The sequence below is a fragment of the Actinospica robiniae DSM 44927 genome, from assembly GCF_000504285.1.
Classification (GTDB): Bacteria; Actinomycetota; Actinomycetes; order Streptomycetales; family Catenulisporaceae; genus Actinospica; species Actinospica robiniae.
On the sequence record NZ_KI632511.1, the window covers coordinates 7,535,022 to 7,554,608 of the forward strand.

Here is a 19,587-nt window from a genome sequence, read left to right on the forward strand (position 1 = left end):
CGGGGAGCGGCCCCGCCCGCAGCGGCCGCGACCCGGTTTGCGAGGATGGTCGCATGGCATCAGCAGCACAGTCCGCGACCGGCGACGCCGCCTCCGCCCCGCCGGCCGGCGAGGCCGGCTCCGAGGACGCCGCGACGGTCACCGAGCAGGCCCCGGTGCGCCCGGCCCGGCGCGCCGCGCAGGCCAAGGCCACCGCGGCGCTGCTGGCCGCGCTCGGCGCCGGCGTGATCCTGCTGACCATCGGACGCGGCTGGGCGCACGGCGACGTCACCACGCCGATCACCTTCGGCGTCAGCGCGTCCGGCTCGCAGCTGACCAGCGCGCCCTACGCGCTCGGCCTGGCCGGGCTGGCCGGCTCGGTGGCGCTGCTGGCCGTGCGCAACCTCGGCCGCTACCTGGTCGGGGCGCTGCTCGCGCTGGCCGGGGCCGGCACCGTCTACGCGGTGGCCGACCGGCTGCACTCCCTCGACGCCGCGCTGCGCTCGTCGGCGGCGTCGCAGGGTCTCGGCTCGGACGCGGTGGTCAGCCACGTGCACAACAACGCGTGGCCGTACCTGACCATCGTCGGCGGCGTGCTGCTGTGCCTGGCCGGGATCTACACGCTCGCGCGCGGGCGCGGCTGGTCCGGGCTCGGCAACCGCTACGAGGCGCCGGCGGCCGCGGCCGCCGAGGGCGCGAAGCCCGCCGACCGCGCGGTGACGGCCCGTGACATCTGGGACGCGCAGGGTCGCGGAAACGACCTGACCTGACGTCATGTGTCCGCGTAGACACGGAACGTACGCGAGGCCGAGTGATCTGCGTCTCCTGGCCACCCCCCGATTTCGACCACGCAGCGTGATGCGGAACAATAGGGACAGCGCGTGAGCGCGGTCCTATCTTCCACTTGTAGGAGTTCAGCAACCATGTCGCAGGTGATCGAAGAGACTCAGGCGGAGAAGGGCTCCTCGCCCCTGGCGAAGGTCGCCGGCGCCGGCATGGCCATGATGGGCGCCTCGTCGCTGCCGACGATCGAGGAGCACCACATCGACCACGGGCACGCTCCGGCCCGCACCTGGGCCTGCCTCATCTCCGGTCTGGGCTGGCTCGCCGGCGGCGTCGCCTTCCCGTTCCACATCTGGTCCGTGGTCATCATCGGCGGCGTCCTGCAGATCATCGCCATCGTCGTCAACGTGGCCCTGAACGGCGCCGGCCTCGGCGCCAAGTCCAACAGCGACTGGGCCGCGGCCAAGGCCGAGGCGAAGGCCGCCCGCGTCGCCGCCTGACGCGGCGCCGAGCGAGGTCCGCGCCCTGCTCACGCCGCACGGCGGAGCGGGGCGCGTTTCGTGATGTGGATCTTGGCAGCGTGCACCGCGCCGGGCCGATAGCATGGCAGGGCAAGACGGCGCCGTGTGTGGGCGTGCCTATCGAGGGGACGGTACCAGGGTGAACGTGCTCGAGGAGATCATCGAGGGTGTCCGCGCCGACCTGGCTGAGCGCCAGGCCGTCACCCCGCTCGAGGAGCTCAAGTCCCGGGCCCGGACGCAGCCGTCCGCCAAGGACGGCGTCCGCGCCCTGCGCGGCGAGGGCGTCGCGGTGATCGCCGAGGTCAAGCGGTCGAGCCCGTCCAAGGGCGCGCTGGCCGCGATCGCCGACCCGGCCGCACTGGCGGCGGACTACGAGCTCGGCGGCGCCAGCGTCATCAGTGTGCTGACCGAGCAGCGCCGGTTCGGCGGCTCGCTGCAGGACCTCAAGGACGTGCGCGCCCGGGTGGACATCCCGGTGCTGCGCAAGGACTTCATCGTCTCCAGCTACCAGCTGTGGGAGGCCCGCGCCAACGGCGCCGACCTCGCCCTGCTCATCGTCGCCGCGCTCGGCCAGGACGCGCTGGTCTCGCTGATCGAGCGGGCCGAGTCGATCGGCCTGACCCCGCTGGTCGAGGTGCACTCCGAGGAGGAGATCGACCGGGCGCTGGACGCCGGCGCCAAGATCATCGGCGTCAACGCGCGCGACCTCAAGACCCTCCAGGTGGACCGGGACACCTTCGCCCGGCTGGCCCCCCGCATCCCCGACTCGGTGGTGCGCGTGGCCGAGTCCGGCGTGCGCGGCCCGCACGACCTGATCGCCTACGCCAACGCCGGCGCGGACGCCGTGCTGGTCGGCGAGTCCCTGGTCACCGGCCGGGACCCGCGCTCCTGCGTGGCCGACCTGGTCGCCGCCGGAGCCCACCCGGCCATGCGCCGCGGCCGCTGAGCCGGCGGATCGCCGGCAGGCACTAGGATCGCCCCGTGAGCACGTCGACCTCTCCCCGCGCCGCCGCCCGTCGGCGGCCGTGGTGGCGCCACGCGCCGGCGGGTCGCCGATGGCGGGCCGCGGCCGCGTAGCCGCCCTCGTCCAGGGTGTCGCGCGGCAGCCCGCTGCCCGGTTCACGCATGGCGATTCCTGAGGAGCTCGCAGTCCGATGACGGACGATTCCACCTTTTCCGACGCCTTCTTCGCGGCGTCGTACGCGCACGTCTCACCCCAGCCCGATCCTGCCGGACACTACGGTGACCCGATGGTCGGCCCGCGCGGCAAGATCGGCGGCCGGTTCATGCCGGAGGCGCTGATGGCCGCCTTGGCCGAGCTGACCGAGGCCTACCACAAGTCCAAGAACGACCCCGAGTTCCAGGCCGAGCTCACCCACCTCCTGCGCAGCTACGCCAACCGGCCCTCGCTGCTCTCCGAGGCGCACCGGCTCTCCGAGCACGCGGGCGCGCGGATCCTGCTCAAGCGCGAGGACCTGAACCACACCGGCTCGCACAAGATCAACAACGTCCTCGGCCAGGCCCTGCTGACCAAGCGGATGGGCAAGCGCCGGGTCATCGCCGAGACCGGCGCCGGCCAGCACGGCGTGGCCTCGGCCACCGCCGCCGCCCTGTTCGACCTCGAGTGCGTGGTCTACATGGGCGAGGAGGACACCGAGCGCCAGGCCCTGAACGTGGCCCGGATGCGCATGCTCGGCGCCGAGGTGGTGCCGGTGGCCGCCGGCTCGCGCACGCTCAAGGACGCCATCAACGAGGCGATCCGGGACTGGGTCACCAACGTCGAGCACACCAACTACCTGTTCGGCACCGCCGCGGGCCCGCACCCGTTCCCCTCGATGGTGCGCGACTTCGCCCGCATCATCGGGGTCGAGGCGCGCGCCCAGATCCTCGAGCTCACCGGCGCGCTGCCGGACGCGGTGGCCGCGTGCGTCGGCGGCGGCTCCAACGCCATCGGCGCCTTCCACGCGTTCGTCCCGGACGAGGACGTGCGCCTCTACGGCTTCGAGGCCGGCGGCTCCGGCCTGGAGACCGGCCTGCACGCCGCCTCCATCACCGGCGGCGCGCTCGGCGTGCTGCACGGGGCCCGCACCTACATCCTGCAGGACGAGTTCGGCCAGACCCTGCCCAGCCACTCCATCTCGGCCGGCCTGGACTACCCCGGCGTCGGTCCCGAGCACGCCTACCTGCACGACACCGGCCGGGCCGTCTACGAGCCGGTCACCGACGCCGAGGCGATGGAGGCGTTCCGCCTGCTGTGCCGCACCGAGGGCATCATCCCGGCGATCGAGTCCGCGCACGCCGTGGCCGGCGCCCTGCGCATCGCCCCCAAGCTGCGCGAGGAGCTCGGCCGCGAGCCGGTCATCCTGGTCAACCTGTCCGGCCGCGGCGACAAGGACATGCACACCGCCGCTGCCTACTTCAGCGACGAAGTCGCCCTCGACAAGCACAGTGGCACGGAGGCCTGAACCGTGAGCAAGCTCTCTGATGTGCTGGCCGCGGCCAAGGCCGAGGACCGCGCGGCGCTGATCGGCTACCTGCCGGCCGGCTACCCCTCGGTGGACGGCTCGATCGCGGCCCTGCGCGCCATGATCGAGGGCGGCGTCGACATCGTCGAGGTCGGATTGCCGTATTCGGACCCGCAGATGGACGGCCCGGTGATCCAGAAGGCCGTGCAGGCCGCGCTCGACGCCGGGGTGACCACCCTGGACGTGCTGCGCGTGGTCGAGGGCGCGGCCGCCACCGGCGCGCCGACCCTGGTGATGAGCTACTGGAACCCGATCGAGCGCTTCGGCGTGGACCGCTTCGCCGCCGAGCTGAGCGCGGCCGGGGGAGCGGGCACCATCCTGCCCGACCTGATCCCGGAGGAGGCGGACGAGTGGATCGCCGCCGCCGACGCGCACGGGCTCGACCGGGTCTTCCTGGTCGCCCAGACCTCCACCTCGGAGCGGATCGCGCTGACCACGGACGTGTGCCGGGGCTTCGTCTACGCCGCCTCGCTGATGGGCGTCACCGGCACCCGGGAGGCCGTGAGCGGCTCGGCCAAGGACCTGGTCGCGCGCACCCGCGAGCAGACCGGCCTGCCGGTCTGCGTCGGCCTCGGCGTCTCCAACGGCGTCCAGGCGGCCGAGGTGGCCGCGTTCGCGGACGGGGTGATCGTCGGCTCGGCCTTCGTGCGCCGGCTGATCGAGGCGCCGGACGAGGCGGCCGGTCTGGCCGGGGTGCGCGCGCTGGCCGAGGAGCTGGCCGAGGCTGTCAGGAAGGGCCGACGGTGAGATACGGTTTGTGCGACATTCGCGTCTGACCGCGCGAAGCCGCACCACCGTAGCCGACGAGGGCATCCGAGAAGGGAACACGCCATGGCGACCAAGGGCGCTGTGACCGGCAACAACACCGACAACGGGCGCCGGGTCGAGGACGAGGCCGCGCCCCCGTCCTGGCTGGACGCCAACGGGCGGTGGATCTCGCTGGTCGCGCGCGTGCTGCTCGGCGTGATGTGGGTGTACTACGCGGCGCCGAAGCTGGCCACGCCGACCCAGAACGTGGCCGACGTGCGCAACTACCACATCCTGCCCGGCGGCCTGATCACGCCGTTCGCCTACGCGCAGCCCTACCTGGAGCTCGCCCTCGGCCTGCTGCTGATCATCGGCCTCGGCACCCGCCTGGTGGCCGCTCTGTCCGGGCTTCTGCTGCTGGTCTACATCGGCGCGATCATCTCGCTCGGCGCCCGCGGCATCCACATCAACTGCGGCTGCGGCGGCACCGGCGGCGTGGTCTCGGCCGGCCAGACCCGCTACACCCTGGACGTGCTGCGCGACGTGGTCTTCCTGATCCCGGCGCTCTGGCTGCTCTGGCGGCCCAAGTCGCGCTTCTCCGCCGACGAGGCGCTGCTGCCGTAGCCGCTCGTCCGCCCGCGTGAACCGCGAAGCCCCCGTCCGCCGGACGGGGGCTTCGCCGTTCTCACCCACCGCGTGTCGATCATCACGCAAAGAGACGCTGCGGCACGATAAGGAGTCATGTCACCGCAGGGCAAGGACGACAAGCGCTCGGCCAAGGGGCGCGAACGGGCTGCCGCCGCCTACGCCGCGGAGCAGGCCAAGGCGCGCCGGAAGCGGCAGTTCCTGATCGGCGGGATCGTCGTTCTGGTCATCGCGGTCGCCGTCGGCATCGGTATCGCGGTGCAGCACAACAGCAGCCAGAACTCCTCGGCCGCCGCCAACGGCCCGCTCGTCTTCCCCACCGGCACCGTCGCGAACGGGCTGGCCGTGCCCTACGGCACCGACCAGAACGCCAAGGTGACGCTGACCGTCTACGAGGACTTCCGCTGCCCGTTCTGCAAGGAGGCCGAGTCGATGTTCGGCCCGATCTACACCGCCCAGGCGAAGGCCGGGAAGATCAAGGTGCAGTTCCACATCGTCAACCTGATCGACCGCAACGACGGCGGCACCGGCTCGATCGAGTCCGGCAGCGCGGCCGGCTGCGCGCAGGACGTCGGCAATGAAAAGTTCAAGGGCTACCACGACGTCCTCTTCGCCAACCAGCCGCCCGAGACCGACGACGCCTACGCCTCCGCCGACACCCTGATCTCGCTGGCCAAGCAGGTCTCCGGCCTCGACACCTCGGCCTTCCAGACCTGCGTGAAGTCCGGGAAGTACCAGCCCTGGGTGGTGAAGAACTACGACGCCCTCTCCAGCGCGGAGGGCGGCAACGTCTCCACGCCCGACTACCTGATCAACGGCCAGCCGTTCGAACTCACCTCGCAGCCCGCCGCGACCCAGGAGAAGAACTTCACCGCCGCGCTCGATCGGGCCGTCGCCGCCGCGGGGTGAGCAGCGTCAAGGTCACAAGCGGGTCACGCCTTGCCGAGAATTCTCCGAGAAGGCGCACTCGCCCTCCCGCGACGCCCCGCCGCGAGCATAGGATTCCCAGGCGGGCGTCACCGGGGCACGGCGGTGCGCGCCCGGACCTCGAGGGCGTCGGGTCCGCCGAGGCGTTGCTGACGACGAGCGGAGCGAGCGAGCACGCGATGAGCAGGGCGAATCGAATCGGCAAAGAGCTGGCGCGGCAGCGGGCCGCCCTCGTGCGGGCCGAGCTGGCGCGGCGTGAAGCGCGCAACCGGCGCACCGCGGTCTACGGGTCCTCGCTCGGCGTGGTCCTGCTCGCGATCGTCTTGAGCATCGTCGTCACCGGGGCGATCCAGCCCTCCGGTGCGCCGTCGGCCCCGACCAAGACCGTGGCCGACACCAGCGGCGGGATCACCAGCGCCGACGGCATGGCCATACCGATCGGCGACTCCGGCGCCCCGGTCAAGGTGACCGTCTACGAAGACGTCCGCTGCTCCGACTGCGGCGCGTTCGAGAGCCAGTACCAGAGTGCTTACAAGGCCCTGGTCAAGGCCGGCACGGTGCAGGTGCTGGTGCACCTGGTCGACCTGATCGACAACAGCGACGGCGGCTCCGGCTCGCTGGCCGGCGGCAACGCCATGGCCTGCGCCCAGAACGCCGGCTACTTCGAGGCCTACCACGACCTCCTCTTCGCCCATCAGCCCGCGTCCGAGTCCACGGACACCTTCAGCTCCACCAGCACCCTGATCGGCTACGCGAAGCAGGTGTCCGGCCTGGACAGCCCGACCTTCGAGTCCTGCGTCAAGTCCGGCAAGTACGACGGCTGGATCAAGCAGAACTACCGCGACCTCGAGCAGGTCGTCGGCGTCGCGAACGCGGCGACCCCGACCCTGATGGCCAACGGGACCAAGCTGACGCTCTCCACCCCGGCCGCCTTCACCACGCAGATGCAGCAGCTGGCCGCCAAGGCGTCCGCGGCCGCGTCGGCTCCGGCCTCGGGCACCGCGGCGGCCTCGTCCACCGCGTCGCCGCCCGCGTCCCCGTCCACCGCCCCCACCTCCTCGGCGAGCGCCTCCGCCTCGTCGTCGCCCAGCGCCTCGTAAGCCGGAACCGGAACCATGAACTCCACCACGCTGGCCTATCTGCCCAGCCCGTCCACGGCCGGGCTCCAGATCGGACCGCTGCCCGTCCGCTTCTACGCCCTGTGCATCATCGCCGGGATCGCCATCGCGGTGATCCTCGGCGAACGGCGCTGGCGGGCCAAGGGCGGCGAACCGCACATCATCACCGACATCGCGATCTGGGCCGTGCCGTTCGGCCTGATCGGCGGGCGGCTCTACCACGTGGTGACCGACCCGGAGCTCTACTTCGAGCACGGCGAGGACTGGGTCCGGGTCTTCTACGTCTGGGACGGCGGCCTCGGCATCTGGGGCGCGATCGCCCTGGGCGGCCTCGGCGCCTGGATCGGCGCGCGCCGCCGCGGGGTGCGGATGCCGGCCTACGCCGACGCGGTGGCGCCCGGCATCGTGCTGGCCCAGGCCATGGGCCGGTGGGGCAACTGGTTCAACAACGAGCTCTACGGCGACCCGACCAGCAAGCCGTGGGGCCTGACCATCCACTGCATGAGCCAGGACGGCATCCGCCAGGCCGTGGCCTGCCCGGGGAGCACCTCGACCGTGCTCGGCCACTTCCAGCCCACCTTCCTCTACGAGGTGATCTGGGACGTGCTGGTGTGCGTGCTGCTGCTGTGGGCGGACCGCCGCTTCAGCATCGGGCACGGCCGGCTGTTCGCGCTGTACGTCATGGGCTACACCGCGGGCCGCGGCTGGATCGAGCACCTGCGCAGCGACTACGCGCACGCGTTCCTGGGCCTGCGCGTCAACGACTGGGCGTCCATCGTCTGCTTCAGCGCCGCGCTGGCCTACTTCCTGATCTCGCGGCGGCTGCGTCCGGGCAAGGAGAGCCGCGAGGAGCTGTACTGGCCGTATTTCAAGCCGTATGCCCCGGAGGGCGGCGCGCGAGCCGACGACCGAGAGGACGAGGGCGAGGCCGCTTCCGAGGACGTGTCCAGCGGTGGACGACGCCCTGAGAACGACGCGGACCGAGACCCGCAGGAGCGTGCGCTGAGCGCCGAGTCCGCCGAGGACGACGACGCCGAGGCCGTCGACGGGGCGAAGCACGAGGAGCACGCGTAAAAAGAACGCCAAGTGCGCCGGGCCGCAATCCGCCCGCGTACGCATTCCCGCAGGCAGGCCGCTTCCGTTCAGGAGGCGGCCTGCCTGCGTTCACGTGGTTGTGACATGCGTCATAAGCCGGAAGAGTGAAAGCGGCGCAACCCGGGGAAAACACGCTGTAGCGCATGAGCACCGCAGGTCAACGACTCGACGTCCGAATAGCGAGACGAAAGCCTCTCTCATTACGGAATCCGCACCCATCGTGTAACGTTCGATTCCACCGCGGCAGGGCCAGAGTCGTCCCTCGTGCGCGCACACTTCACGTTGCGGCCCCAAGACGACACGGAGGACCCGGTGTATTCATCGTCCCCCCAAGCCCCAGGTGCTCTCTGGCGCGCTATACCCGCGGCACAGGGCCTTTACGACCCGCGCGCCGAACGGGATGCCTGCGGTGTCGCTTTCGTCGCCACCCTGACCGGCGAGCCGAGCCACCAGATCGTCGAGCAGGCGCTGACCGCCCTGCGCAACCTCGAGCACCGCGGCGCCTCCGGCGCCGAGGCCGACTCGGGCGACGGAGCCGGCATCCTGGTCCAGATCCCGGACGCCTTCCTGCGCGAGCAGGTCCCGTTCGAGCTGCCCGCCCGCGGATCCTACGCCGCCGGACTCGCCTTCATCCCGGACGACGACGAGTCCGAGGCCGCCGCCCGCTCCGCCGTCGCGGTCATCGCCGCCGAGGAGGGCCTCGAGGTCCTCGGCTGGCGCGAGGTGCCCGTCACCCCCGAGCTGCTCGGCGCGACCGCGCGCGCGGTCATGCCGCGCTTCCGCCAGCTGTTCGTGGCCGGCGCCGAGGGCGAGCGCGACCTCGACCTCGACCGGCTCGCCTTCGTCCTGCGCAAGCGGGTCGAGCACAGCACCGAGACCTACTTCCCGTCGCTCTCGGCGCGCACCATCGTCTACAAGGGCATGCTCACCACCGGACAGCTCGAGCCGTTCTTCCCCGACCTGTCCGACCGGGCCTTCGCCAGCGCCATCGCGCTGATCCACTCGCGCTTCTCCACCAACACCTTCCCGGCGTGGCCGCTCGCCCACCCGTACCGCTTCATCGCGCACAACGGCGAGATCAACACCGTCCAGGGCAACAAGAACTGGATGCGGGCCCGCGAGTCCCAGCTGGCCACCGACGTGATCCGCGGCCCGCTCGAGCGGGTCTTCCCGATCGTCACGCCGTCCGGCTCCGACTCCGCCAGCTTCGACGAGGTCCTCGAGCTGCTGCACCTGGCCGGGCGCTCGCTGCCGCACGCCGTGCTGATGATGGTCCCCGAGGCGTGGGAGAACCACACCGAGATGGCCGCGAGCCGTCGCGCCTTCTACCAGTACCACTCCTGCAAGATGGAGCCCTGGGACGGCCCGGCCTCGATCACCTTCACCGACGGCACCCTCATCGGCGCCGTGCTCGACCGCAACGGCCTGCGCCCGTCGCGCTACTGGGTCACCGAGGACGGCCTCGTCGTGCTGGCCTCCGAGGTCGGCGTGCTCGACATCGACCAGGCCAAGGTCGTGCGCAAGGGCCGGCTCCAGCCCGGCCGTATGTTCCTGGTCGACACCGCGCAGCACCGCATCGTCGAGGACGACGAGATCAAGTCCTCGCTCGCGGCCGAGGTGCCCTACCAGGACTGGCTGCACGCCGGTCTGATCCACCTCGAGCAGCTGCCCGAGCGCGAGCACATCGTGCACACCCACGCCTCCGTGGTGCGCCGCCAGCAGACCTTCGGCTACACCGAGGAGGAGCTGCGCGTCCTGCTCGCCCCGATGGCCAAGAGCGGGTACGAGCCGATCGGCTCCATGGGCTCGGACACCCCGCTGGCCGTGCTCTCGCGCCGCCCGCGGCTCCTGTTCGACTACTTCACGCAGCTGTTCGCGCAGGTCACCAACCCGCCGCTGGACGCCATCCGGGAGGAGCTGGTCACCTCCCTGGGCACCACCATCGGTCCCGAGGACAACCTGCTCGACACCACCCCGGCCTCGTGCCGCCAGGTGGAGCTGCCGTTCCCGGTGATCGACAACGACGAGCTGGCCAAGCTCATCCACATCAACGCGGACGGCGACCTGCCCGGCCTCAAGGCCGTCACCGTCTCCGGCCTCTACCGCGCCGCCGGCGGCGGCACCGCCCTGCGCGACCGGCTGGCCGAGATCAACGCCGAGGTCACCGCCGCCATCGAGGACGGCGCGCGGATCATCGTGCTCTCCGACCGGCACTCCGACGCCGAGCAGGCCCCGATCCCGTCGCTGCTGCTCACCTCGTCGGTGCACCACCACATGATCCGGGAGAAGACCCGCACGCACACCTCGCTGCTCGTCGAGGCGGGCGACGTGCGCGAGGTGCACCACGTCGCGCTGCTGATCGGCTTCGGCGCCGCCGCGGTCAACCCGTACCTGGCCATGGAGACGGTCGAGGACCTCGCCAACGCCGGCACGTTCGTCGCCGTGCCCTCCGACAAGGCCATCAAGAACCTGATCAAGGCGCTGGGCAAGGGCGTGCTCAAGGTGATGTCCAAGATGGGCATCTCCACCGTCGCCTCCTACCGCGGCGCCCAGGTCTTCGAGGCCGTCGGCCTGAGCCGTGAGCTGACCGATACCTACTTCACCGGCGTCGTCTCCAAGCTCGGCGGCATCGGCCTGGACGAGATCGCGGCCGAGGTGGCCGCCCGGCACGCCCGCGCCTACCCGCGCGGGGTCAACCGCGCCTCGCACCGCCGCCTCGAGACCGGCGGCGAGTACCAGTGGCGGCGCGAGGGCGAGCCGCACCTGTTCGACCCGGAGACCGTCTTCCGGCTCCAGCACTCCACCCGGCAGCGCCGCTACGACATCTTCAAGCAGTACACCTCCCGGGTGAACGAGCAGTCCGAGCGGCTGATGACGCTGCGCGGCCTGTTCGCCTTCGCCGAGGGCGGCCGCGCCCCGATCCCGATCGACGAGGTCGAGCCGGTCAGCGAGATCGTCAAGCGCTTCTCCACCGGCGCGATGTCCTACGGGTCCATCTCGCTCGAGGCGCACCAGACCCTCGCCATCGCGATGAACTCCATCGGCGCCAAGTCCAACACCGGCGAGGGCGGCGAGGACCCCGAGCGCCTGCACGACCCGCAGCGCCGCTCGGCGATCAAGCAGGTCGCCTCCGGCCGCTTCGGCGTCACCTCGGAGTACCTGACCAACGCCGACGACCTGCAGATCAAGATGGCCCAGGGCGCCAAGCCCGGCGAGGGCGGCCAGCTGCCCGGCAACAAGGTCTACCCGTGGGTCGCGCGCACCCGGCACTCCACGCCGGGCGTCGGCCTCATCTCGCCGCCGCCGCACCACGACATCTACTCCATCGAGGACCTCGCCCAGCTCATCCACGACCTGAAGAACGCCAACCCCTCGGCCCGCGTGCACGTCAAGCTGGTCTCCGAGGTCGGCGTCGGCACGGTCGCGGCGGGCGTGTCCAAGGCGCACGCCGACGTGGTGCTCATCTCCGGCCACGACGGCGGCACCGGCGCCGCCCCGCTCACCTCGCTCAAGCACGCGGGCGGCCCCTGGGAGCTCGGCCTCGCCGAGACCCAGCAGACGCTGCTGCTCAACGGCCTGCGCGAGCGGATCGTGGTGCAGACCGACGGCCAGCTCAAGACCGGCCGCGACGTCGTCATCGCCGCGCTGCTCGGCGCCGAGGAGTTCGGCTTCGCCACCGCGCCGCTGGTCGTCTCCGGCTGCGTCATGATGCGCGTGTGCCACCTCGACACCTGCCCCGTCGGCGTGGCCACCCAGAACCCGGAGCTGCGCGCCCGCTTCTCCGGCAAGCCCGAGTTCGTGGTGACCTTCTTCGAGTACATCGCCGAGGAGGTCCGGGAGCTGCTCGCCCAGCTCGGCTTCCGCACCCTGCAGGAGGCGGTCGGCCGGGTCGAGCACCTGGACACCGCCAAGGCGGTCGAGCACTGGAAGGCGGCCGGCCTCGACCTGGCCCCCGTCTTCCACCTGCCCGAACTGCCCGAGGGAGCCGCCCGCCACCGCACCACGGTCCAGGACCACGGGCTGGCCAAGGCGCTCGACAACCAGCTGATCGACCTGGCCCACGACGCCCTCGAGGACGGCACCCCGGTCCGCGCGGCGCTGGCGGTGCGCAACGTCAACCGCACCGTCGGCACCATGCTCGGCCACGAGGTGACCAAGCGGTACGGCGGCGCCGGCCTGGCCGACGACACCATCGACATCACCCTGACCGGCTCGGCCGGCCAGTCGCTCGGCGCCTTCCTCCCGCGCGGCATCACGCTGCGCCTCGAAGGCGACGCGAACGACTACGTGGGCAAGGGCCTGTCCGGCGGCCGGATCATCGTGCGCCCGCCGCGCGAGTCCGGGTTCGACGCCTCCCGCAACATCATCGCGGGCAACGTCGTCGGCTACGGCGCGACCGGCGGCGAGATCTACCTGTCCGGAACCGTCGGCGAGCGCTTCGCCGTGCGCAACTCCGGCGCCACCCTGGTCGTCGAGGGCGTGGGCGACCACGCGCTGGAGTACATGACCGGCGGACGCGTTGTCATCCTCGGCGAGCACGGCCGCAACGTCGCCGCGGGCATGTCCGGAGGCATCGCGTACGTGCTCGACCTCAAGGTCGCCCGGGTCAACCCCCAACTCGTCAACGTCGAGGCGCTCGACGCGGATGACCGCGCGTTCCTGCACGAGACCGTCAAGCGCCACTTCGAAGAGACCGGTTCCCAGGCCGCCGCCGTCCTGCTGGCCGATTGGGCGGGTTCGATCGCCCGCTTCGCGAAGATCATGCCCACCGATTACAAGCAGGTACTCGGCACTCGGGCCGCCGCGCAGCGCGCGGGTCTGAGCGAGCAGGAGACCCTCGAGAAGATCATGGAGGCCGCACATGGCTGACCCGCGCGGATTCCTGACCACCCCGGTCCAGCACCCCGAGCGACGCCCGGTCGATCAGCGGGTCAAGGACTGGAAAGAGGTCTACCCGCAGCGCGCCCTGCTCCCGATCATCCAGAAGCAGGCCGGCCGCTGCATGGACTGCGGCATCCCGTTCTGCCACAACGGCTGCCCGCTCGGCAACCTGATCCCCGAGTGGAACGACCTGGTCTGGCGGGACGACTGGGCCGAGGCGATCGAGCGCCTGCACGCGACCAACAACTTCCCGGAGTTCACCGGGCGGCTGTGCCCGGCGCCGTGTGAGACCGCCTGCGTGCTCGGCATCAACCAGCCCGCGGTCACCATCAAGAACGTCGAAGTCGCCATCATCGACAAGGCCTGGGACGCCGGGCTGGTCAAGCCGCAGGAGATCGAGCGGCACAGCGGCAAGACCGTCGCCGTGATCGGCTCCGGCCCCGCGGGCCTGGCCGCCGCCCAGCAGCTGACCCGGGCCGGCCACACCGTGGCCGTGTACGAGCGCGCCGACCGCATCGGCGGCCTGCTGCGCTACGGCATCCCCGAGTTCAAGATGGAGAAGCGGCACCTGAACCGGCGGATCGAGCAGATGCGGGCGGAGGGCACCAAGTTCCGCACCGGCGTCGCCGTCGGCCAGGACATCCTGGCCTCGCAGCTGCGCGACCGCTACGACGCGCTCGTGCTCGCCGTGGGCGCCACCAAGGCCCGCGACCTGCCGGTCACCGGCCGCGAGCTCGACGGCGTGCACCAGGCGATGGAGTACCTGCCGCTGTCGAACAAGTCCTCCGAGGGCGACTTCGTCACCCCGCCGATCACGGCGAAGGACAAGCACGTCATCGTCATCGGCGGCGGCGACACCGGCGCGGACTGCCTCGGCACCGCCACCCGGCAGGGCGCGCTCTCGGTCACCCAGCTCGAGATCATGCCCAAGCCGCCGAACGAGCGCCCGGACGGCCAGCCCTGGCCGACCTACCCGATGACCTACCGCGTCTCCTCCGCACACGAGGAGAACGGAGAGCGGGTCTACGCGGTCAGCACCACCGAGTTCGTCGGCGACGAGGGCGGGCACGTCAGGGCCCTGCGGCTGACCGAGGTCAAGCTCGAGGGCGGCCGGTTCCAGCCGGTCCCCGGCTCCGAGCGCGAGCTGCCGGCCGACCTGGTGCTGCTCGCCATGGGCTTCACCGGCCCCGAGCAGGACAACGGCCTGGTCGCCCAGCTCGGCCTCGACCTCGACGAGCGCGGCAACATCAAGCGCGACGGCGAGTACCGGACCAACGTCGAGAACGTCTTCGTCGCCGGAGACGCCGGCCGCGGCCAGTCGCTGATCGTCTGGGCCATCGCCGAGGGCCGCTCCGCCGCGGCCGCGGTCGACCGGTACCTGGCCGCGAGCTCCACGCTCCCGGCCTCGGTCGAGCCGACCACCCGTCAGCTGACGGTCTGAACGCGGACGCCGCATCGCCGGCCGCCGTCGGGAGCCCCCGGCGGCGGCCGTCCGCCGTCCGCCCCCGCCGCGGCATGGTTCTTTCACGCTCCGGAGTTTGATTCTTCCTCAGTTGTACACCCGAGCGTCAGGGGCGGCTTCCGGTGAAGTCGCCCCTGACTGATGTGGTTAGGATTGCGGTGGAGACCGGCCTCGGTGGTGCGCGCACCGGAGCCGGAGCGGAATGACTCGTTCGGACATAGTTACTTGTGGGTAAGGGATAGGGTCGCTGATATGCGTCGCGCGAAGATCGTCTGTACACTCGGCCCCTCGGCCGCCTCTTTCGAGCAGCTCTCGGCCCTAGTCGCCGCCGGCCTCGACATCGCCAGGCTCAACCTGTCTCACGGCTCCTACGCCGAGCACGAGGAGCGTTACTTCAACGTGCGCAAGGCCGCCGACCAGGCCGGCCGCGCCGTGGGCGTGCTCGTCGACCTGCAGGGCCCGAAGATCCGCCTCGGCACCTTCGCCGAAGGCCCGATCCTGCTCGAGCGCGGCGACGAGTTCACCATCACCGCCGAGGACGTGCCGGGGGACCAGAAGATCTGCTCCACCACGTACAAGGGCCTGCCCGGCGACTGCCACCCGGGCGACCGGATCCTGATCGACGACGGCCGGGTCGCGCTCGACGTGATCGAGGTCGAGGGACCGCGGGTCAAGTGCCGCACCGTCGAGGGCGGCAAGCTGTCGAACAACAAGGGGATCAACCTCCCCGGCGTCGCCGTCTCGGTGCCGGCGATGAGCGAGAAGGACATCGCCGACCTGCGCTGGGCGCTCGGCGAGAACGACGTGAACCTGCGCGCGGACATGATCGCGCTCTCGTTCGTGCGCAGCGCCAAGGACATCGAGGACGTCCACGCGGTGATGGACGAGATCGGCGTGCGCCTGCCGGTCATCGCCAAGGTGGAGAAGCCGCAGGCGGTGGACAACCTCGACGAGATCGTGGACGCCTTCGACGCCATCATGGTCGCCCGCGGCGACCTCGGCGTGGAGATGCCGCTCGAGCAGGTGCCGCTGGTGCAGAAGAAGCTCGTCACCATGTGCCGCCGCAACGCCAAGCCGGTCATCGTGGCGACCCAGATGCTCGACTCGATGATCACCGCCAGCCGGCCCACCCGGGCCGAGGCGAGCGACGTGGCCAACGCGGTCTTCGACGGCGCCGACGCGGTGATGCTCTCGGCGGAGACCTCCGTCGGCGACTACCCGGTCGAGACGGTCCAGACCATGGCCCGGATCATCTGCGCGGTCGAGGAGGAGGTGCTGGCCAAGGGTCTGCCGCAGGCGATCTCCAAGCCCCGCACCAAGGGCGGCGCCGTGGCCCGCGCCGCCGCCGAGCTCGGCGACTACCTCAGCGCCAGCTATCTGGTCGCGTTCACCAAGAGCGGCGACACCGCCCGCCGGCTCGCCCGCTACCGCTCGCCGATCCCCGTCCTCGCCTTCAGCCCGGACTCGGTCGTGCGCTCGCAGCTGGCGCTGAGCTGGGGCGTGGAGACCTTCATCGGCGAGGAGGTCGGCTCCACCGACGAGATGGTGATCCAGGTCGACCACGCGCTGCTCGAGCTCGGCCGGTGCAAGCCTGGTGAGCTGATCATCATCACCGCCGGCTCCCCGCCCGGGATCCCCGGCTCCACCAACGCCGTGCGGGTGCACCGCATCGGCGACGCCGTGGGCGGTGCCGCCCCGGCCTACCGCACCAAGGCCTGACGCGGTCGCGCTTCCCCGAGCGGGGGCCGGCCGCTCGGCTTCCGGCCCGGCAGCGCGGAAGCGGCGGCGCCCGGGCCGGGCCGGGCGGAGAGGCAAAGATGGCCATTCACTCGAAACGAGGAATGACCATCTTGTCTGACGTCGGTGCGGGGTGCGGGATTCGAACCCGCACGCCCTTTCGGGCAGATGGGTTTGAGCCATCAGCGTCTGCCATTCCGCCAACCCCGCGCAAGGCTTGCCGAGCATACCGCATCCCGGACCTGCGGTGCGCGGGACATCGGCCGTCCACTAGGCTGGGAACCGACGACAATCATGACCGTCCGCACTGCGGCGGACACAGGGAAAGGCGAGCCGAGATGACCGCCGAGGACAGCAACCAGCCGCGTAAGCGCGTAGTGATCGCCGAGGACGAGGCGCTGATCCGGATGGACCTGGCCGAGATGCTGGCCGAGGAGGGCTACGACGTCGTCGGTCAGGCGGGCGACGGCGAGCAGGCCGTGAAGCTGGCCGAGGAGCTCAAGCCGGACCTGGTCATCCTGGACGTGAAGATGCCCGTACTGGACGGGATCTCCGCCGCCGAGCGGATCGGCGAGGCCAAGATCGCGCCGGTGCTGATGCTCACCGCGTTCTCCCAGCGCGAACTGGTCGAGCGGGCCCGCGACGCCGGCGCCATGGCCTACCTGGTCAAGCCGTTCTCCAAGGCCGACCTGGTGCCGGCGATCGAGATGGCCACCTCCCGGTACGAGGAGCTGCGCGCGCTGGAGAACGAGGTGGCCGACCTCCAGCAGCGCTTCGAGACCCGCAAGCTCGTGGACCGGGCCAAGGGCCTGCTCCAGGCCCAGCTCGGCATGACCGAGCCGGCCGCGTTCCGCTGGATCCAGAAGACCTCGATGGACCGCCGGCTGACCATGCGCGAGGTGGCCCAGGCCGTCGTCGACGGCACCACGCCCCCCTCGGCCCAGTAGCGGCCGCGCGAACGGGCCGTCGGTGCCAGAGCACTGACGCTCGCGTCGCAGCACTCTTCTTCTCTAGGCCCCCGCCGGCCGTCTCCCCGCACCAGTTGCGGCGAGACGGCCGGTTTTCGCCATATGAGGGACCGGTCGTGCCCTGATGGGGGTTTCCCGAACAGGCAGGGCAATGACGGAAATGCGTCCCGGGGTGCCCTTTAAGTCCCCGGGAGCTGACGGGCCGTGAGCTCCGGCCGGGCGTCCGGATTGCGGTCGAAAGCCCGTCTCGCCGGACTCCAGACTTGGGCCGATCTTGGTTGACATACGGTCAAAAGCTGTTATGACCTGCATGGATACCGGACTTCAGGTGAGTAGAGGGGTTTACCAAATCGCAGCGTGGACACCCTTCTCACGAGGCATACATGTCTCTAACATGAGCCAACGCATCAACAGCGTGCAACGTTGTCTTTTCCCACCTGTCGCCAGAAGCGAGTGAAGGATTCTGCATGGCAACTGAGACAGCTTCGACCACAGTCGGAGCCAGCAATCATCTGAAGCGCAACGTAGGCATGATCGGCCTGCTCTGGGCTTCAGAGACCTCGATCATCGGTTCAGGATGGCTCAAGGGCGCGGAGCGCGCGCTGGTGACCGCGGGCCCTGCCGCGATCATCGCGTGGGGCATCGGCTCCGTGGCCATCATCATCCTCGCGCTCGTGCACGCGGAGCTCGGCGGCATGTTCCCGGTCGCGGGCGGGTCGGCGCGGTTCGCGCACTACGCCTTCGGCGGAGCGGCGGGCGCGTCGTTCGGCTGGTTCGCCTGGCTGCAGGCGGCCTCGGTGGCTCCGATCGAGGTCGAGGCCACGCTGAGCTACACGGGCCATTACGGGTTCGCCGCGAACTGGACCACGGCGAGTGGGACCCTGCACGGCTGGGGCTATGTGGTCGCGATCGCCATGATGGCGGTCTTCGTCGCGATGAACTTCATCGGTATCAAGGCGCTGGCCCAGGTCAGCAACGCGATCACCTGGTGGAAGATCGCCGTCCCGCTGGCGACCATCCTCATCGTTGCGGTCACCCACTTCCACGCCTCCAACTTCTCGGCCGGCGAGGGCTTCATGCCCCACGGCATCGAGGGCGTGTTCGGCGCCGTCTCCGGCAGCGGCATCATCTTCTCGCTGCTCGGCTTCGAGCAGGCGATCCAGCTCGGCGGCGAGTCGTCGAACCCGAAGCGGGACATCCCGCGGGCGACCATCTACTCGATCCTGATCGGCGCCGCGATCTACATCCTGCTGCAGATCTTCTTCATCGGCGCGATTCCGGCGGCCAACATCCCGCACCTGTGGTCCGACCTGAACTTCCCGGGCATCTCCGGCCCGTGGGCGGGTCTGACGACGCTGGTGGGCCTGGGCTGGCTGGCCAAGGTGCTGTTCTTCGACGCGGTGGTCTCGCCTTTCGGCACCGGTGTCATCTACACCACCGCGACCTCCCGCTACTCGATCGCGATGGATAAGAACGGCTACTGGCCGCGCGGCACCGGCAAGCTGAACAAGGCCGGCATCCCGTGGGTGGGCCTGGTCATGGCGTTCGTCGTCGGCTGCGCCTGCTTCATCAACTATTCGAACTGGAACAACTTCGTCGGCTTCATCACCTCCGCCAGCGTCCTGATGTACGCGGGCGCGCCGTTGGCGTTCGGCGTGTTCCGGACCAAGCTCCCAGACTGGGAGCGTCCGTACCGCCTGTTCGGCGGCTCGGTGATGGCGCCGCTCGCCTTCGTGGTGGCGAACCTGGTCATCTTCTGGTCCGGCTGGAGCACGCTCGAGGGCCTCGGCATCGCGATCGTCCTGGGCTACGCGGTGATCCTGGTCACCCAGGTGTTCAAGCTGAACTCCACGCCGCTCATCCTGGACCTGCGAGCCGCTTCCTGGCTGCCGGTGTACCTGCTCGGCATGGGCGTGCTCTGCTGGGCGAGCGACTTCGGACCGGGGCACAGCTTCCTGTTCCACACTCCGCCGCTACACAGCTGGTGGTCGGACATCCTGGCCGTGACGGTCTTCAGCGTGGTCATCTACTTCTGGGCCCAGGCCGTCGCGCTCCCGGTGGACAAGCTCCGCGCGGCGATCGAGACCACCTCGGTGGAGGAGCTTCCCGCGCACTGAGGTCAGGCTGAGTTCCGGTTCTGACAACGCATGACCCGCGGGGCCCCGGCAGCACAGTGTTGCCGGGGTCCCGCTCTGTGTA

At 70.6% G+C, this 19,587-nt stretch carries 15 protein-coding genes and 1 tRNA gene; 14 read left to right on the forward strand and 2 right to left on the reverse strand.

Annotation, left to right across the window (positions count from 1 at the left end):
* The first annotated feature begins 53 nt into the window (after positions 1–53).
* From ACTRO_RS32475 to trpC, 3 genes are all read left to right on the forward strand, one after another.
* Entirely contained in the window at positions 54–749 is a 696-nt protein-coding gene (locus ACTRO_RS32475) for a TIGR02234 family membrane protein (protein WP_051451729.1), read from the forward strand.
* A 153-nt stretch (positions 750–902) separates the two neighbouring features.
* On the forward strand, positions 903–1,262 hold the full coding sequence (locus ACTRO_RS32480; protein ID WP_034269312.1) for a hypothetical protein: 360 nt from the start codon (positions 903–905) through the stop codon (positions 1,260–1,262).
* A gap of 160 nt (positions 1,263–1,422) precedes the next feature.
* On the forward strand, positions 1,423–2,229 hold the full coding sequence (gene trpC, locus ACTRO_RS32485) for an indole-3-glycerol phosphate synthase TrpC (RefSeq protein WP_034269315.1): 807 nt from the start codon (positions 1,423–1,425) through the stop codon (positions 2,227–2,229).
* 22 nt (positions 2,230–2,251) lie between these two features.
* Here the strand turns inward: trpC and ACTRO_RS47650 are convergent, their stop codons facing one another.
* Positions 2,252–2,410: a hypothetical protein gene (locus ACTRO_RS47650; protein ID WP_157436574.1), complete on the reverse strand. Its 159-nt coding sequence runs from the start codon at positions 2,408–2,410 to the stop codon at positions 2,252–2,254.
* 123 nt (positions 2,411–2,533) lie between these two features.
* Here ACTRO_RS47650 and trpB point away from each other — a divergent pair, with 123 nt between their 5' ends.
* The 9 genes from trpB (at position 2,534) to pyk (ending at position 16,402) form a co-directional block, all read left to right on the forward strand.
* Complete coding sequence (trpB, locus tag ACTRO_RS32490; RefSeq protein WP_157436902.1) at positions 2,534–3,748, forward strand: tryptophan synthase subunit beta; 1,215 nt, start codon at positions 2,534–2,536, stop codon at positions 3,746–3,748.
* A gap of 3 nt (positions 3,749–3,751) precedes the next feature.
* Complete coding sequence (gene trpA, locus ACTRO_RS32495) at positions 3,752–4,555, forward strand: tryptophan synthase subunit alpha (RefSeq protein WP_034269318.1); 804 nt, start codon at positions 3,752–3,754, stop codon at positions 4,553–4,555.
* Positions 4,556–4,639: 84 nt separating this feature from the next.
* Positions 4,640–5,179, forward strand: a complete 540-nt coding sequence (locus tag ACTRO_RS32500; protein WP_051451731.1) for a MauE/DoxX family redox-associated membrane protein — start codon at positions 4,640–4,642, stop codon at positions 5,177–5,179.
* Positions 5,180–5,296: 117 nt separating this feature from the next.
* The gene (locus ACTRO_RS32505) at positions 5,297–6,109 is read left to right on the forward strand and encodes a DsbA family protein (protein ID WP_034269320.1); all 813 of its coding nucleotides are present in this window, start codon (positions 5,297–5,299) and stop codon (positions 6,107–6,109) included.
* A 197-nt stretch (positions 6,110–6,306) separates the two neighbouring features.
* Complete coding sequence (locus tag ACTRO_RS32510; RefSeq protein ID WP_051451732.1) at positions 6,307–7,227, forward strand: DsbA family protein; 921 nt, start codon at positions 6,307–6,309, stop codon at positions 7,225–7,227.
* Between the two features lie 15 nt (positions 7,228–7,242).
* Positions 7,243–8,319, forward strand: a complete 1,077-nt coding sequence (gene lgt, locus ACTRO_RS32515; protein ID WP_034269323.1) for a prolipoprotein diacylglyceryl transferase — start codon at positions 7,243–7,245, stop codon at positions 8,317–8,319.
* 333 nt (positions 8,320–8,652) lie between these two features.
* Positions 8,653–13,209, forward strand: coding sequence for a glutamate synthase large subunit (gene gltB / locus ACTRO_RS32520; protein ID WP_034269325.1), 4,557 nt, complete (start codon positions 8,653–8,655; stop codon positions 13,207–13,209).
* Positions 13,202–14,662, forward strand: coding sequence for a glutamate synthase subunit beta (locus ACTRO_RS32525; protein ID WP_034269328.1), 1,461 nt, complete (start codon positions 13,202–13,204; stop codon positions 14,660–14,662). The genes gltB and ACTRO_RS32525 overlap by 8 nt, the downstream gene beginning before the upstream one ends.
* Before the next feature lie 273 nt (positions 14,663–14,935).
* Positions 14,936–16,402: a pyruvate kinase gene (gene pyk, locus ACTRO_RS32530; protein WP_034269331.1), complete on the forward strand. Its 1,467-nt coding sequence runs from the start codon at positions 14,936–14,938 to the stop codon at positions 16,400–16,402.
* Positions 16,403–16,547: 145 nt separating this feature from the next.
* Here pyk and ACTRO_RS32535 read toward each other — a convergent pair.
* Positions 16,548–16,630 (reverse strand) — tRNA-Leu (locus tag ACTRO_RS32535).
* 128 nt (positions 16,631–16,758) lie between these two features.
* On the opposite strand from ACTRO_RS32535, the gene ACTRO_RS32540 reads away from it, so the two are divergent.
* Together ACTRO_RS32540 and ACTRO_RS32545 are read left to right on the forward strand one after the other, a co-directional pair.
* Positions 16,759–17,367: an ANTAR domain-containing response regulator gene (locus ACTRO_RS32540; RefSeq protein WP_034269333.1), complete on the forward strand. Its 609-nt coding sequence runs from the start codon at positions 16,759–16,761 to the stop codon at positions 17,365–17,367.
* A 488-nt stretch (positions 17,368–17,855) separates the two neighbouring features.
* Positions 17,856–19,505: an APC family permease gene (locus tag ACTRO_RS32545; RefSeq protein WP_051451733.1), complete on the forward strand. Its 1,650-nt coding sequence runs from the start codon at positions 17,856–17,858 to the stop codon at positions 19,503–19,505.
* Positions 19,506–19,587 lie beyond the last annotated feature (82 nt).